Source organism: Catalinimonas locisalis (assembly GCF_038039535.1).
Classification (GTDB): Bacteria; Bacteroidota; Bacteroidia; order Cytophagales; family Cyclobacteriaceae; genus Catalinimonas.
This window is the reverse complement of sequence record NZ_JBBPHP010000019.1, coordinates 37321-53938: the sequence shown is the minus strand read 5'-3', so window position 1 is coordinate 53938 and position 16618 is coordinate 37321. Positions and strand designations below refer to the sequence as shown.

Below are 16618 nucleotides of genomic sequence, written 5' to 3'. Positions count from 1 at the left end.
TTCTCTTTTTATTCAATAATGGAGCGTGGCCGTATTTCTTTTAAGTAACAAAATCTGACCAATTTATCTCAGCAAATCTAACAGAAAAATGAAAGTTTCTTAGCCTTCCTCTCTCCAACTTTGCTTAAGTGATTTTCTATTCTTGAATAAACTACCGTAGAGGAGTCAATGACTTAGTAAAAGACATATAAGTTGTTACAAACTTTTCTTTTATAAAAACATTTAAAAATCAAATAATTTACTGTTATCTAGGATTAAAGCTTTTATTTGGAAGAGCATTTATAATTTATCTATAACTAAATATAAGGTATTGCGAAACTTTTTGCTTACTTTAATAAACAAACCCTAAAACAGCCTAGTTATCTAGCTTTCTATCCATTACAAATCTGTAATTTTTATTTAAACTAAAAGTATAGTAGTACACCAGTCTCTTTTTGTCATTGTGATTTTCACCTATATGAAATGATCTTTGGCCATGATAGCTTATGTTTTACTTTAATCCTCAATAGAATCCTGATCATCATATAGCTTTATTTTTCTAACATTGATTATAACTATTCCATACAAAATCAAATAATTTATGGTTTTTTGCATATTCTGATGTAGTTTTGTCTTATACTCACTATAATTTATCAAAGAATGATTATTATTGATAATGCCTTACGCTTCCGAGAAGAAACAGATAACCCTATAAAGGTAGGCGTTATAGGTGCAGGCTTCATGTCGGTCGGACTTATTAACCAAATTGAAAAATACACCCCTGGTATGAAAGCCGTGGTGATCTGCAACCGCACACTTGAAAGAGCTACCAAATGTTTCCAAAAAGCCGGAGTACTGGATGCTGAGGTTTGTAATAATCATCAACAGATAGATGATAATATCCTCGCCAATAAATACAGCATCTGCGATGACCCAGAAATTTTATGCAAATCAGAAGAAGTTGATATCATTGTTGAAGCCACCGGTGCTATAGAATATGGAGCTTCAGTGGTGCTCACTGCTATCAAACATAATAAGCCTGTTTTAATGCTTAACCCCGAGTTGGATGCAACGATTGGTCCTATTCTTAAGCATTATGCAGATCAGGCTGATGTCATGCTTAGCCAGACTGATGGTGACCAGCCAGGGGTGATTATGAATCTCTATCGTTATGTAAAAGGGTTAGGGCTGACGCCCTTAGTTTGCGGCAACATCAAAGGCTTCCTTGATGAGCATAAAAACCCTACTGACATGGAGGAGTTTGCCAGCAATGTGAATCAAGGTACTCGCATGATCACTAATTTTACTGATGGTACTAAATTATCCTTTGAGCAAGCTTCAGTAGCCAATGCTACCGGGATGGGGGTAGCAAAACGGGGCATGAGTGCTTACAGATCAAAAAAGCATATTGACGAACTAACTGATATACACGATGTTGACGAGTTAAAAGAATTGGGTGGCATCGTTGACTTTGTTGTAGGCGCTAAACCTGGTCCGGGTGTCTATGTGTATGGAGTTACGGATGATCCTATGGTAAAAGATTATTTAAAGTACTTGAAAATGGGGCCAGGACCTCTCTATAGTTTTTATACTCCTTACCATCTTTGCTTTTTTGAAATTCCCAGTTCCATTGCCAGAGCATTCCATTTTAATGATCCTGTAATGTATCCTCAGAGTGGACCTGTGGTGGAGGTAGCAGCCATTGCCAAACGTGACCTGAAAGCCGGCGAAACATTAGACGGATACGGAGGCTATCTTACTTATGGAGTTTGCGAAAACTATGATACTGCTAGAGAAGAAAATCTTTTGCCTATTGGCTTAGCAGATGATGTTATACTTAAAAGAGATATTCCTAAAGATCAGGCACTCACCTTTAATGATATTGTTTACCCTGACGATCGTTTGGTATACAACCTTTATGAGGAGCAGTTAAAAATGTTTGAACCCGCAAGGGTGAAAGTAAGCTAAGAAAATCAGTTTCAATTAAAGCCCCTGTCTTTGCCAAGGCAGGGGCTCATTTTTTAGGCATATTCAGCAGAAAGTTTATCTCTTACTTTTTCCAGCAAACTCTTGGTAGCTTTGATACCTTCTACAGCTTCCAGGTCGTTTCCTTCATACTCTATTCCAACATAACCACGGTAGCCAGCATCCAGTACAATGCGCATCATTTTTTCATAGTCGGTATGAATCTCTTCCCCTTCAGAATTGAACTCATGCGTCTTAGCGCTTACACCTTTAGCAAAAGGCATAAGTTCGATAACTCCTTTGTATCTGTCATATTCGTCCAGACACTCAGGAGTAGGATTTTCAGGTGAATAACCTTCTCTTTTGATACAGAAGTTACCAAAGTCAGGCAAAGTACCTAAATTAGAGTTGCCTACCATCTTCATCACACCAGCAAGCCACTCCCCATTGCTGGAAAAGCCTCCGTGGTTTTCTACCAGTACGTTGATACCCGCTTTCTCAGCATATTCAGCCAATGATCCTAGCCCGTCGGCTGCTAATTTTTGTTGTTCTTCAAAGCTCCCCTGGCTGGAAGCATTTACACGGATAGAATGACAGCCCAGAAATTTGGCAGCATCTACCCACTTGTAATGATTTTCTACAGCTTTTGCCCGCTCTGCGGCATCAGGATTACCCAGTTCACCCTCCAGATCACACATGATCAGTAATGCTTCTACCCCCTCACTATCGCAGCGATTTTTAAGCTCACTCAGGTATTCATTATTTTTAGCTTTATCGTAGAAAAACTGGTTTACGAATTCCACCCCATCAATACCTAACTCACGGGCTTTAGCAGGAAACTCAAGATTGCTGATTTTGCTGCCTGACACAATAGCATTGTAATCATTTTGAAATTTTTCAGCAATTACATTGAAAGGCATGCTGCGGATCTCCGGGTTGAATAAATAACTGTTTAAAGACCACTCCGCTAAAGAAATTTTAAAAAGAGGCTCACCCGAAGCTGCGGCTGTAGTAGTTCCGGCTGTTTCTTCACCCTCAGTAGTCGTATTGGAAGTGCTATTGCAAGCAAATCCAGCGACTCCTAAACCAGCCGAAATAGCAACAGACTGCTTAATGAAAATTCTACGTCTCATAAGTTGTTAAATGTTTTTAGTAGGAAGTAAAAGCCAAAGGCCTGCTTCTGAAAAGAAATATTCAGCTAGAAAAATACACTTTTGTATCAGGAAGTAAAAATTCTTCAGAAGAGAGGATGCCTTTTTTTCAATAAATTATTTTACCACATAACTACTTAGCTGAAGAAGTTCAGCTTGGGAGGAGGAGTAAAATAGTATATGCTAAGAGATAAGTTTATTCTTCAAATTTGTCGCCAAGTTGTTTCATAACCCAGGATTTACCCCAGTTTTCTTTTTCTTCTTCAGACCATAATTCAGGAAAGAAGACCACTCGTTGAAAACGAGGAGGTAAATACTTACGCCAGTTGGTACCGCCTGTTGCACCTTTTACCTGATTATTACTGACAAGGTGACGCACCGCAGCTCTGAAGTGTGCTAACGGCCAATGTACATTCGCCCATTGGTCAAACTCTCGTAAGGCAGTGATAATGTCTGCATCACCTTCTTTGATAAAGCGCTGCATGCGTTTGCGAAGATTTTTTTGCTTGTATTCCTTCGCTTTGCGCAACATCATCTTATCGTATTTATCTTCAAACTGTCGTAAGGTCAGTGTCTTGGTACCGCTCTGAATATCCCGGGCACCTGCCTTCCAGTACAGGTTATCCATATAGGCATCTACAGGATCGTCAGGAGAGAGCCAAAGTACATAATCAGCATGTATCAGGTTGATCAGGTCAGTAGAAAGAATCTCTATAAGGCGATATTGTACAGATTGAAAGCCACTGGAGGGCATGAGTGTCATTCTGAACTTAGCAAACTGCTGTCTGTCTAAGCCCTCAGTCATGATAGAAAAAGAGTCAGAGAGTTGCCTGAAATAGCGGTTTATGCGCTGCACTTTGTCATAAAAGACTGAGGCATCAGTAACTTCACCAGCATTGATTTGCTCCAACTCCCACAAAATCAGCTTGAAGTACAGCTCAGTAATTTGATGATAGGTAACAAAGATCATTTCATCCTTTTGATCCGTACGGGGCTTCTGGAGACTAAGCAATGTTTCAAGCTCAATGTATTCCCAGTAAGAAAGGTAATCGGCATGTACTAGTCCTTCAAGATAATCAGATAGGCTTTGACCTTGCTTGGCAAACTTATCCGAAAGTTTTTCCAGTTTCTCCATTACTTCAGGAGAGAGTGTGATTTTATCAGTCATTGTCCGTACGTTTGAAAAGGTAAATATATAACGGTTAAACTAACTGAGGTGTTATACTGCCTGTTTTACAAGCCGCTATCAACCATATATACCAGATGCCACTTTCTTTTGACTGGCTCGTATACCATTTTAAAGTAAAAGCCAGCGTTTTCTGTAAATATTTCATCAGTAGCCAGTGTATCGCTAACCTGCAACTTTCTTTCAAATTCTGTGCCTTCCAGATTTGGCTTCTTGAGCATTACCCACTCATCTCTGGTCCAATGATAAGTAGAGTCAGAGTCCTCTTCTTCTCCCGTCGTTTTTATCCCTGGTAAGGGGAACTGGATGCGCTCCATCTGGAAGCTGCTGTCGGTCAGGAATTTTTCATAAAACTCATCAAAATCTTCGCGGGCAGTCTGAACCTTAGAGCTACGACAAGCAACAGCCAGTAGCAAGGCTAAAAAAATCAGATTACTTAGGGTGGACTTTCTCATAAGTACGCAAGATACATAAATTGTCGACCAATGAATAAATTTCACTTTTCAACTATTGGATAAACTGCTACAATAAAAAACCGACAAACTTTGTTTGTCGGCTTTCACACTTAATATTAAAACCTTAAGCCTGAATGCGCAATTATCATTCACAGAGATAGACACTTATGTGCCAGGAGAAGGTTGGAAAAAGAAAAACCAATAATGTTAGCGAGGCTTGTAATTGTACTTTGGCTTATCCCAGTTCTTTAATCAGTTTGATGTACTTCTCTATCTCTTTCATGGTAGCCTCGGCAGGCTCACATAGAGGAAGCCTGATTTTGGGTGTGCAATAACCTAACTGATGCATGATCGCTTTGACAGGGATAGGGTTGGTCTCCTTCATGCTCAGATTCATGATATCCAGCATGCGATAATATGCGCTACGTGCTTTATCCCATTCTCCGGCCAGACAGTCACGTACAAGTTCAGAAGTTGTCTGCGGAAGACAGTTGGATACGACAGAGATTAAGCCATCGCCTCCACAAGCCATAAAAGGTAGTGTAAGGGCATCGTCTCCCACCAGGACACAGAAATCATCTGCCGTACGGCGCATTACATCCATCATCTGATGAATATCTCCACTGGCTTCTTTTACCCCGACAATATTCTTATGCTCTGCCAACCTCAGTAAGTTATCCGTTTCCAGATTAATAGCAGTTCTCCCCTTAATATTATAGATGATAATAGGCAAATCTACCGCATCGGCAATGGCTGTGAAGTGACGATATAGCCCTTCCGGAGTAGGTTTATTGTAATAAGGGTTGATCACCAAATGGCCATCCGCGCCGGCATCGGCAGCTACCATTGCCAGCTCAATACTTTCACGAGTATTATTGGAGCCGGTACCATGGATTACCTGACATCTGCCTTTGATCGTCTTAACCGACCAGCGTAAAATATCTTTGTGCTCTTCATGTGAAAGTGTAGGACTCTCACCCGTTGTGCCTACAAAAACAATCCCTTCTACCCCTGATGCTATCTGTTTTTCCACCAGCTTTTCAAAAGCAGGCCAGTCAATTTCATTTTGCTCAGTAAATGGTGTAATGATAGCTGTATACGTACCCCGAAAAAGTTTGTCCATAATGGTAAATTTAGCTTAAGCGCCCCGCAGTTATGATTTACAACGCAAAGTTACAAATTTCACTGAGTCAACCCACATCAAACCTTCAAGTCTTTTGGAGAATCATCACTTGCTCCTGGTCCTGATAAAGCAGGTTAAAACCAAAGTGATCTGCGATATAATGAAATGTTTCTGCGTGATAAAAGCAAACATGCGTAATATCTCTGCGGTACCACCACTGCTCAAAACCTGATAATGAATGGTATAGATTGGTCATTACACAGAGAAAACTATTAGAATGTAATAAGCTGTGTAGATTCCATATTTCTTCTCCTGGCTGAAAGAAGTGTTCAAAGGTTTCGGTAGAAAAGATAAAATCATACTTTTTTGCGGGCTTATTCGGAAAAAAGTAAGGATCATAACTTTCACAATCTAAGCGGTATTTTTGATGCAATAGTTGCGCGAGTACCGGTTCAGGACCACAGCCATAGTCTAAACCATGCATTTCTTCCTTGAGGTAGGGTAACATTGGTTGAATAGACTTCTCCAGAAAGCTGAGATAACCTTTATCTTCTATACTATTATGATGAAACTGATAGCGCTGTTTTTCTGCTTCGGCAGTGGGAAGCATTCTTCTGTCTAAAAATATTAGCCAACACTGCTTACAAACATAATAGTGCTCTCCATCTTGGGTAGCTAAAGGTTGCAACTGCTCTCCCTCACACAAAGGGCAACATAAATTATGCTTAACCGGCTGGCTGCTCCTGTTTTTTATTTTTATACCTTTTAATGAAGAAATAGATGGCAAAACCTACTACGGTAGCTCCCGAAATCCAAAGCATACCGGTTTGAAGTCTGTCGGTATTTTTTCCCAAAATCGCTATCATGGTGATGAGAGGAATAATACCAGCAGAAGTAGCTAACATAAATTTTCCATAGCGCATTTCTCCCAGACCAGCCACAAAACTAATAGCATCATTGGACAAGAAAGGGGAAACTCTAAATAATACTACTGCCCATACCCCATATTTTTGGATGTATCCATTGACCTTGTCAGCAGACTTCTGACCAATAATCTTGTCTACAAATGCATTACTCGCGTGATAGCCAATGAAGTAAGCTATCGTTGCTGCCACAGCTACTGCCACATAGGAAATTACCGAGCCCCACCATGGCCCATACGCCAGCGTAGAAACTATCATTAATAAGGGAGAAGGAATAACAATCAGAAACATCTGAACGATCATGGCAGCTACGATGATCAATGGCCCCCAGAACCCAAACCCATTTACCCACTCCTTGATACGCTGCTGATCATCGCTGGTAAGTACTTCATAGGCGGTGCTCATAAAATCCTGAACACTAGGGATCAGAAAATAAGAAAGAACAAGAGCCAGAACGATAGCTCCGCTAAATACAAATACCCAAATACTCTGCTTGCGTTGCTCTTCTCTTTCCTGGAGTTTTTTCTTAATCCGACTCTTTACACTCATAAAAATAATTGGTGATAGCTAAAAAAATATATGAACTAATAAATATAACCCCAAGGTCAGATAAATTGTTATGATGAACTATTCAACTATCTGCCGGGGTATATCTGCTGGTAAACGGCTCATCAGTTCATTGTTCAGTTGGTTGGCAAAGTCGGAGAAAGAACTAATCGTAATGCTGGTGTTATCCTGATTGCCAATAAGTACTACTTCATCGCCAACTGCTGTGCCTTCTATATGCGTTACGTCTACCATAAATAAATTCATATTAATCAAGCCGCAAATATTAGCTCGCTTTCCGTGGATTAGCACAAAACCTTTATTAGAAAGAGAACGCGAGTAACCATTAGCATAGCCAAGCGGTATAACGGCTACTTTCATATCGCGTAGAGCCTGGTAGCTGGTACCATACCCTACAAACTCTCCTTCGTTTACATCTTTCAGGTGCATAATATCGGTTTTCCAGGAGATTACTCTGTGGAGCGGGTTATCACTGACCTGATTAATCTCTACCAGATGCATATTGTATACGTCAGGACTAGGCCATAGTCCATACAATGCTATCCCTACCCTTACCATATCCATCCTGGCCTCCGGAATGGTAAGGCCTGCCGCAGAAGAAGCTATATGGCGTAGCTGAGGAAGCACATTTCTCTGCTGAGCCATCTCATAGGCCTCATTGTACCTGATCATCTGACGGCGGATTCTGAAGTGGTTTGCCAACGTTTCAGCTCCTGCCAGGTGGGTACAAAGCCCACGAAAATCAATATGCTCAGCATTAGCCTCTATCAAATCAAGAGCTTCTTGCATTTGTTCTATGGGAAGTCCTGTTCTGTTTCCCCCGGTTTCTATCTCCAGATGGATAACTGCCTTCTTGCCTACCCTTTTGGCTGCCTCCACGGACTGATGAATGCGTTCCAGATCAAATACATAGTATTGTATATTATTGTATATCACCCATTCAAGATCACGGGAGTAAAGTATACCCATGATCATAATTTCACAATCCGGCAAGCATGACTTTAGTACCTCTTGCGCTTCATAGCTGGAGGCCACTGAAAAATGTTTGATACCACATTTGATCAACATTGACACAAAATACTTTGTGCCATGCCCATAAGCATTGGATTTAACTACAGCCGAAATGATAGGATCAGGACCAATCTTGTCACGAACAAAGGAGACGTTGTTTTGAAGCGCACTCAGACTCAGATCTATTCTGGAGGAGTGCCGAACTATAGATTTATCAATAGAAGGTATACCTGTAATCAAAATACTCAAAAAGTTAGTCAGTTATGTGCCACCGCAGCAGCCCAAATAGAAATGGCTTTTAAAGTACAAAGCACTGGCTAAAATCACAACTCAGAGCACTTAACAGTGCTGCGTGAAGGATGAATAAAAATAAATTACTTTGCTTTATGATTTATATTTTAATTTATCGTGGAATGTAAGTAACTTTGACCGGCAAATAAATATTCTTATTTGCCTATGATGACTGACCCATCTAAGTTTCTGTACGAAGCACTCACTTACGATGATGTGCTGCTTGTACCTAATTATTCAGAGGTTCTTCCCAGAAACACTGACACTTCAACCCAACTTACCCAAAACATAAGGCTGAATATTCCCCTGGTCTCTGCAGCTATGGATACGGTAACTGAGTCTGAATTGGCAATTTCAATTGCTTTATCTGGAGGTCTGGGTTTTATCCATAAAAACATGTCCATTGAAGCGCAAGCCCACCAGGTAAGAAAGGTGAAGCGCTCTCAGAGTGGTATGATCCTGGATCCTATCACATTGGATATCAATGCTACTGTATTTGATGCCAAGGCGATCATGCGGGAGAACAAGATTGGAGGTATACCTGTGGTGGACAAAGACCGCCGCTTGCTGGGTATTGTAACCAATCGTGACCTTCGCTTCTTAAAAGACATGAACCAGCCTGTACGGGAGATCATGACCAAAGAAAACCTGATCACTGCCGAACTAGGGGTAGGACTAGAGAAAGCTGAAGATATCCTTCAGGAATATAAGATAGAGAAGCTTCCTATTATTGACAAAGAGGGTAAACTCAGTGGTCTGATCACTTATAAAGATATCCTGAAAAACAAAGACCGCCCTCATGCCTGTAAAGACGAATACGGCCGCTTAAGAGTAGGAGCCGCAGTAGGCGTTACCCATGACATACTGCAAAGGGTTGAAATGCTCAAAAATGCAGGGGTTGATATTATAAGTATTGATACAGCTCACGGACACTCCAAAGGAGTAATGGATGCCTGCCGTAAAGTCAAACAGGCTTATCCCGATGTTGAGTTGGTAGTAGGTAATATTGCAACCGCGGAGGCAGCTAAAGCTTTGGTGAAGGCAGGTGCTAACGCCATAAAGGTAGGTGTGGGACCAGGCAGTATATGCACTACCCGTGTCATTGCCGGGGTAGGTGTCCCTCAGCTTTCCGCAGTGTACGAAGCTGCTAAAGCAGTAGAAGGAAGTGGTGTACCTGTTATTGCCGATGGTGGCATACGCTTTTCAGGAGATGCCGTAAAGGCAATTGCAGCGGGTGCCAGCAGCATTATGATCGGTTCCTTACTGGCCGGTACTGACGAAGCGCCCGGCGAAGTGATCCTCTATGAGGGAAGAAAGTTTAAGTCTTATCGTGGTATGGGCTCGGTAGAAGCTATGGAAGAAGGTTCAAAAGATCGCTATTTCCAGGATGCCGAAGATGATATCAAGAAGCTGGTACCTGAAGGTATAGTTGGCCGGGTTCCCTATAAAGGTATGGTAGATGAAGTAATTTATCAGCTTATTGGAGGGATTCAAGCAGGCATGGGGTACTGCGGTGCGGCAGATATCCCCAGCCTACAAAAAGCCAGATTTGTCAAGATCACTAATGCAGGCTCTAGGGAAAGCCACCCTCATGATATCACTATCACTCGTGAAGCGCCCAACTATAGCCCCTGAAGTTTAAAGTAATTTAAAATTACGAAACTTCTCCATTTCAGATTTTATATTAGCTTTGTGCTAGCAGGCAATTTGCTGTACGGCAGCCGTACAGCAAATGCTTTTTTGCCAAGGTACTAATGCTACATGCGCTTTCACAAGAATGTCATCCGGTTTACGCTCTTCCTGGGTATCATCAGTTGGATTCTGCTGGTTGTCACTGACCTATCACTGTTATTTGCCGATGTAAATAACATCAGGCCAGGCATCCCTGCTGAAACACGATTGGTATTACTCAACCTGTTTTTTATTGCCCTGTTTTTCTATTATCGTTACATCACCGGCAGAGCCGAAAGGATCAACTTCATTGATCTTCTCTGGCGAGTATTTGCTACCGGCCTTCTGGCTACAATAGTTGCCCTCACCATCGTGCTTTTCTATAATTTGTTGGGTGACAGCCGTTTAGCAAAAAATATTTTCCTTAGAACTTTTTTCTATCACATTAATATAGGGCTAATTACAGCATTCCTTACCTCAACCATTATGGTTTGGAAACAGCTCATATTGTACCAAAAGTCAAAGCGGCTAATCAGGTTGTGGCTCATGTTTGAGTATGCGCTTTTGGCCAGCATACTCCTCAGTTTTTTTCCCAGAGCTGAGTTTGATATTATCTACAATATCATTCTCACCTTACTTCTGATATTGGGCCTGGTGCTGTCTATTAATCTAAAATGGGTAGCCTATCTAGACTTTAAGCAAAAATGGAAGAGTATCATCATTATGCTGGCTGTCAGTATTTTTCTTGCGCTCTTTCTGATTAATCTTTACTCATTCAGAGAAAATCATTACAACTTATACGAGGAATTTCCTCTACTGCCAGTTGACATGCTTAATGTGGCATTTGTACTGGCTTTGTTCGGTTTTACTTTTGTTTACAATATATTTTCTCTTCTGGTTATCTTATTTAACCTTCCTACTTCCTCAGTATTTGAGCAAAAGCTGGAAGAAGTTATCAACTTTCAGCGCCTGAGTCAGTCTACCCAAGCAGGCTACAAGGTAGACCAGATCTTTGAGATACTGTTGGAAAGCTCAGTGAAAGCAGTCTTTGCAGATGCAGCCTGGGTAGAAATAGACGATTACGAAGAGCATGTATTATTAGCCAGGGGTATTGAGGAAGAAGAAGTTCCATTACTCAAGGAGCAACTCAAAGATGAGGCCTTACAATCGGATGGGACAAAGGGCCTTGGCAAGCCCCGCCTATCACGCAAGGATTACCGCTCTCATCGTAAAAAACATCGCCTGCTCCAGTTACCGGAATACAAGTCTGTACTTTGGATTCCTCTTGTAGTTAAGAATAATAATATAGGCACCCTTGTCGTGCTCAAAGAAGTAAGTGATGGGTTTAATAAAGAGATGGTAAGTATTATTGGTACTTTTGCCAGTCAGGCTTGTATATCAGTAGAGAATTTTCAGCTTCTTAATGAAACGATTGAAAATGAACGCTATAAAGAAGAACTGGAAATTGCCAATCGTGTGCACCAGAGTCTTCTTCCCAAAGAGCCTGTTTCCAATGAGTTCTTTGAGATTGCTGCTTTTTCAGAAGCTGCTGACCAAGTAGGAGGAGATTATTATGATATTTACCAGATCAGTAAACATAAGTTTATCATTATTATTGGGGATGTATCGGGTAAGGGTACTTCTGCAGCTTTCAATATGGCACAGATGAAGGGCGTTTTTCATAGCCTTGCACAATTGGACCTTTCTCCTGACCAGTTCCTTGCCTATGCCAACAGCGCCTTGAGCCGTTGCCTGGAGAAGACCTCATTTATTACCGCCTCCTTTTTTGTAGTGGATACAATACAGTCTACTATTGAATTTGCACGAGCAGGTCACTGCCCTACGCTTTATTATAGTAAAGTAGAGCAAACTGCCAAGTATTTGGAAAACCAGGGGCTGGGCCTAGGGATAATTCGCAACGAAAAATTTAACCAGTACATAGAAGTAACCAAGGTAAACTATTCACCGGGAGATATCGTAATGCTATACACCGACGGTATCACTGAAGCGGCTAACCCCGCTAATGAGCAGTTTGGTTACGATAGGCTTCAGCGCTTTGTAGGAGCACATGCTGCTGAAGATCCAAAAATAATACAGGAAGCCCTTCTGAATGATATTTTTGCATTCTGCGAAGGTCACGCCTTAGATGATGATTATACAGCTCTAATTATTAAGTTCAAGTAGGGTAAAAGAACATTACGCGCTAACTAGCGTATAACTAAATAGTTATGGTAGATGTAAGTGTTGATTTTGGTGAAAAATATTGTTTAATAAAGATAAATGGCGAAGTGGATGCTAGTTCCTCCATTCATTTGGATGAGGCTATGCAAAAGGCTGTAAATGCTGAATGCCCAAAAATTTTAGTAGATTGCTTAGATCTCCGTTATATTTCTTCAGCAGGCCTGGGAGTTTTTATGTCATATATTCAGGAGTTGGAAGCCAAAGACAAAAAACTTGTTCTCTTTAATATGAACGAAAAAGTATATAAAGTTTTTGAGATACTGGGTTTACATCAGTTACTGACTATTGTTGATAAAGAAGAAGACGCCAAGAAAGATTTTGTCGAATGAATTATAGTTTCAAAGTACCGTGTTGCAAGGATAAACTGCAAAGTATCAGAGATTTTGTAACCAATATTCTAGGTCATTACAATCTTTCAGAAGTTGATGCACATCAACTGGTACTAGCAGTGGATGAGGTTTGTGCTAATCTCATGATTCATTCTCATCAGTGTAATCCCGATGAGAGCATTGAGCTTATTATCAATGTAGATGAAGGTGCAGGTATTACATTTGAGATCAGAGATGAGGGTGCAGGGTTTAATATCTGCGACTATAAGGAGCCTAATCTCAATGACATTATTGGTACTAAGCGCAAAGGAGGAGTAGGTTTAATGCTCGTCAGGCGAATTATGGACCATATCGAATTTGATTGCTGTGCTAAGAAACGCCACAATATTTACCGCCTTCGTAAAAGCCTCACCTTTTCCCCCAAGCCGCCCCTTTTTATCAACAAAAAAGCCTAATTGAAAAACCAGGCATCTTTATTTGTGATAAGTGTGCTTCGCGACTATAGAAATACTACATCTTCTACAATTACTTCCCCAAACTCTCGTAGAAAAATAGAGAGTATTTTAGATTTAGACATATTAAGCTCCTGCTTAAGAGCCGCAGAACTCAGTTTTACATAAAGCTTACGATCATTGATGAAAATCTTATCTGTACGCCTTGCGATAGGGGCTCCCATAAGCCTCTCCCAGGAATTGATGAGTTGCGTTTGCTCGTATTTAGCCTTTAGTTTATAAGTATCCAACAGCTCGCGCATAGCCTCACCTACTGTAGAAGTTTCAGCTTTTCGACCGGAGGGCACTCTATTCCATCTTTGGTATGACATTGAATATTGTTTTCTTTTTGCGACAAGCTAAAGATAAAAAGATACTGCAGCTTTACTATACCTAGGTATGGAAAAAACATATTTTCATCTATGTAGCGTTTGGCTAAAAGACTACTTGTCAAATACTTACCCTATCTTTGCTGACCAAAAATTTTTTCATTCAGTCTTGTAAGTGTTTCTGTTTTGTATTCACTGTCAATGAGAAGTGAAATATTGAATTTACTTCCACCGTAAGAGACCATTCTGATAGGAATATCATCTATTGCATCCAATACTTGCTTGAGCATACCCACTTTAGAAAAAGGCATATTTCCTACTATACAAATAATTGTATGATTAGTATGCACCTCTACCTCACCAAAATCTTCTAACTCTTCTTTTATCGCTGATAAGTGCGTATGGTTGTCAATCGTTAGAGAAACGGCTACCTCAGAGGTTGTGATGAGGTCAATGGGTGTTTTGTAATTCTCAAATATTTCAAAAATCTTTCTTAAGAAGCCATAAGCAAGCAGCATACGCGATGATTTCACCTTAATAGCAGCGATACCATCTTTGGCAGCCACAGCAGTAAAACCTCTTTCAGGTTCAATGTCTGCAGTGATAAGTGTACCTGCTGCATCGGGTTTCATCGTATTTAGTAGTCTTACCGGAATATTAGCATGCTGTGCCGGACGGATTGAAGAGGGATGCAAAATCTTTGCTCCGAAATAAGCCAACTCTGCCGCTTCATCAAACGAAAGCTTCGGGATAGGATAGGTATGTTTCACAATCCGAGGATCGTTATTATGCATCCCGTCTATGTCAGTCCAAATTTGTATTTCATCGGCTTTCACTGCTTCTCCTACCAAAGAAGCTGTATAGTCACTCCCTCCCCGCTGAAGATTATCTACACGATTACTACTATTGAGGCAAATGTAGCCCTGGGTTACAAATAGTTCTTGTTCGGGGTACTGATCAACCAAACGCTGCAGATGCTCTTTAATATAAGGGGTATCTGGCTCATTAGCGTCGTCAATACGCATATACTCCAAAGCTGGAAGAAGTCCTGCAGTAATACCTTCCTGCTCCAGATAGGTAACAAAAAGTTTGGTAGAGAGTAACTCTCCCTGGGCGAGTATTTCTTTCTCGATATCCATGCTATACTCACTACTCTCCATAGAGCGCAACACCGTAAAATGGGCTTCTACAATCTCAAGCCCTTTTTTTAGGCTAGCTGTATTGTGTAAGAGGTTCTTACAGTAAGCCTGGTATGTGTCATAAAGGTTAGTAATGATCGTATCTGCTTCTGTCTTATTCTGTTGCGATAAGGCTGTGGCGATATTTACCAGGGTGTTGGTGGTACCGGAAACTGCCGAAAGAACTACGATTTTCTTTCCACTTTCTTTATTAATCAGATCTGCTACGGCATGCATCCTCTCCGGACTACCTAAAGAGGTACCTCCAAACTTGAGAACTTTCATAGTAAAATTGGATATTTAAGTAAAAAAATACAATGCTTAATGTTTTGTTCAGAATCCCAGCATTTTGATAGCAGTGTAGGCAGCCTCGTCTCCTTTGTTGCCGTGCTTCCCTCCTGCTCTATCCTGAGCCTGTGCTAAGTTATCGGTGGTGAGTACACCAAAAATAACCGGTTTATTATATTTGAGATTGATATCTTTTATTCCCTGTGCCACTGCCTGACATATATAATCAAAATGAGGTGTTTCACCCCGTATCACACAGCCGATGGCAATAACAGCATCTACATTAGTATCTTCTGCCAGCCACTGCGCTCCTAAGCAAAGCTCAAAACTACCTGGCACCCATTTACTACTGATATTAGACTCAGCAGCACCATGTTTTACAAGTGTCTCAAAAGCTCCCTGATACATGGCTCCGGTAATTTCTTCATTCCACTCAGCAGTTACTATGGCAAACTTCTTTGATGAAATATCAGGAAGTTGTTCCGTATTGTGTTCACTAAGATTTTTGTGTGCAGTAGACATATACTTAATTCATATCAAGATTCATAAAAAAAGGATAAGGCCGTAAAGCGGCAACTTAACACCGCATAGCCTTATCCTCTACTTACCTGTATAAGGTACAATGATTATTATTGCTCGGAAGCAAGGCCCTGAAGCCTGGTTTGTTGTTTTAAGGCTTGCTGGTACTCCGTTGCTTCAGGAAATTCCTCTATAATACGATCATAACTTTCAATAGCCTGCTGGTAATTACCCATTTCTTCATACGCTAAAGCTGCCTTTACTAGATACTGAGGGGTAAAAAAGCGATTAGGCTTATAGTCAGCAGCCTGATTGTAATAACTTACTGCCTCCTGATAATTCTCTAATTCCATATAAGCATCACCGATCAAAGAATAAGCACGGGCTTGCACCAACATATCAGAAGCACCAAAACTACTAAGATGGTCAATGGCCTCATTAAATTCCCCTTGACGGAGATAAGCAACGCCTGCGTAATAATGAGCAAGGTTTGCTGCTTCGGTGCCACCATACTCATCTATTATCTCCAAAAGACCGTAGTTGTTACCATCTCCATTCAGCGCAAGATTCAGGCTATCAGCTTCAAAATAGAATACCGCCTGAAACATTTCATCCTGTGCTGCTTCATTTTGGCTATCCAAATAATAGGTATAACCAAAAACTCCGGCAATAATCAGGGCAATAGCGGCACCAATACCCAAAGCTACATTCTGGTTTCTTTTGTTTTTAAAAAAGGTTCCGGTTTTATCAACCAGGGTTTCCCTGAGCGCATCAGAACTTTCCAGTAGCTCAGTGCTATCGTGCTTCTCACTACCCTTAGCCGACTTCTGCTTGTTTCCTTTTACTCTATTTGCCATCTTATATAATTTAAGGGTGCAAATCTACATTAATTTCTCTTAAACATAAAAAAAGAGCTTTACG

General features: G+C 40.8%; 16 protein-coding genes. 5 read left to right on the top strand and 11 right to left on the bottom strand.

Annotated elements, in window-relative coordinates:
• The first annotated feature begins 639 nt into the window (after positions 1 to 639).
• Positions 640 to 1947, top strand: a complete 1308-nt coding sequence (locus WJR50_RS20300; RefSeq protein WP_341295149.1) for an NAD(P)H-dependent oxidoreductase — start codon at positions 640 to 642, stop codon at positions 1945 to 1947.
• A gap of 53 nt (positions 1948 to 2000) precedes the next feature.
• Here the strand turns inward: WJR50_RS20300 and WJR50_RS20295 are convergent, their stop codons facing one another.
• From WJR50_RS20295 to alr, 7 genes are all read right to left on the bottom strand, one after another.
• The gene (locus WJR50_RS20295) at positions 2001 to 3077 is read right to left on the bottom strand and encodes a sugar phosphate isomerase/epimerase family protein (RefSeq protein WP_341295148.1); all 1077 of its coding nucleotides are present in this window, start codon (positions 3075 to 3077) and stop codon (positions 2001 to 2003) included.
• 214 nt (positions 3078 to 3291) lie between these two features.
• On the bottom strand, positions 3292 to 4263 hold the full coding sequence (locus WJR50_RS20290) for a tryptophan 2,3-dioxygenase family protein (protein WP_341295147.1): 972 nt from the start codon (positions 4261 to 4263) through the stop codon (positions 3292 to 3294).
• Between the two features lie 65 nt (positions 4264 to 4328).
• A complete protein-coding gene (locus tag WJR50_RS20285; RefSeq protein ID WP_341295146.1) occupies positions 4329 to 4736 on the bottom strand; it encodes a hypothetical protein in 408 nt (135 codons plus the stop codon).
• Between the two features lie 235 nt (positions 4737 to 4971).
• Positions 4972 to 5859 (bottom strand): 4-hydroxy-tetrahydrodipicolinate synthase, encoded by an 888-nt coding sequence (dapA, locus tag WJR50_RS20280; RefSeq protein ID WP_341295145.1) that lies wholly within the window; start codon positions 5857 to 5859, stop codon positions 4972 to 4974.
• 85 nt (positions 5860 to 5944) lie between these two features.
• Positions 5945 to 6469 carry a class I SAM-dependent methyltransferase gene (locus WJR50_RS20275; RefSeq protein ID WP_341295144.1) on the bottom strand — a complete coding sequence of 175 codons (525 nt, stop codon included), beginning with the start codon at positions 6467 to 6469 and terminating at the stop codon, positions 5945 to 5947.
• Positions 6470 to 6584: 115 nt separating this feature from the next.
• Positions 6585 to 7331, bottom strand: coding sequence for a TVP38/TMEM64 family protein (locus WJR50_RS20270; RefSeq protein WP_341295143.1), 747 nt, complete (start codon positions 7329 to 7331; stop codon positions 6585 to 6587).
• A 78-nt stretch (positions 7332 to 7409) separates the two neighbouring features.
• On the bottom strand, positions 7410 to 8609 hold the full coding sequence (gene alr / locus WJR50_RS20265) for an alanine racemase (RefSeq protein ID WP_341295142.1): 1200 nt from the start codon (positions 8607 to 8609) through the stop codon (positions 7410 to 7412).
• 207 nt (positions 8610 to 8816) lie between these two features.
• Here alr and guaB point away from each other — a divergent pair, with 207 nt between their 5' ends.
• From guaB to WJR50_RS20245, 4 genes are all read left to right on the top strand, one after another.
• Positions 8817 to 10286 carry an IMP dehydrogenase gene (gene guaB, locus WJR50_RS20260; protein ID WP_341295141.1) on the top strand — a complete coding sequence of 490 codons (1470 nt, stop codon included), beginning with the start codon at positions 8817 to 8819 and terminating at the stop codon, positions 10284 to 10286.
• 126 nt (positions 10287 to 10412) lie between these two features.
• Positions 10413 to 12506: a PP2C family protein-serine/threonine phosphatase gene (locus tag WJR50_RS20255; protein WP_341295140.1), complete on the top strand. Its 2094-nt coding sequence runs from the start codon at positions 10413 to 10415 to the stop codon at positions 12504 to 12506.
• A 44-nt stretch (positions 12507 to 12550) separates the two neighbouring features.
• Entirely contained in the window at positions 12551 to 12892 is a 342-nt protein-coding gene (locus WJR50_RS20250; RefSeq protein WP_341295139.1) for an STAS domain-containing protein, read from the top strand.
• The gene (locus WJR50_RS20245) at positions 12889 to 13347 is read left to right on the top strand and encodes an ATP-binding protein (RefSeq protein ID WP_341295138.1); all 459 of its coding nucleotides are present in this window, start codon (positions 12889 to 12891) and stop codon (positions 13345 to 13347) included. Before WJR50_RS20250 ends, WJR50_RS20245 begins: the two co-directional genes overlap by 4 nt.
• A gap of 44 nt (positions 13348 to 13391) precedes the next feature.
• Here the strand turns inward: WJR50_RS20245 and WJR50_RS20240 are convergent, their stop codons facing one another.
• From WJR50_RS20240 to WJR50_RS20225, 4 genes are all read right to left on the bottom strand, one after another.
• Positions 13392 to 13715, bottom strand: a complete 324-nt coding sequence (locus WJR50_RS20240; protein ID WP_341295137.1) for a DciA family protein — start codon at positions 13713 to 13715, stop codon at positions 13392 to 13394.
• Between the two features lie 131 nt (positions 13716 to 13846).
• The gene (locus WJR50_RS20235; RefSeq protein ID WP_341295136.1) at positions 13847 to 15175 is read right to left on the bottom strand and encodes an aspartate kinase; all 1329 of its coding nucleotides are present in this window, start codon (positions 15173 to 15175) and stop codon (positions 13847 to 13849) included.
• 48 nt (positions 15176 to 15223) lie between these two features.
• A complete protein-coding gene (gene ribH / locus WJR50_RS20230; protein ID WP_341295135.1) occupies positions 15224 to 15700 on the bottom strand; it encodes a 6,7-dimethyl-8-ribityllumazine synthase in 477 nt (158 codons plus the stop codon).
• A 107-nt stretch (positions 15701 to 15807) separates the two neighbouring features.
• Entirely contained in the window at positions 15808 to 16554 is a 747-nt protein-coding gene (locus WJR50_RS20225; protein WP_341295134.1) for a tetratricopeptide repeat protein, read from the bottom strand.
• Between the last annotated feature and the right edge of the window lie 64 nt (positions 16555 to 16618).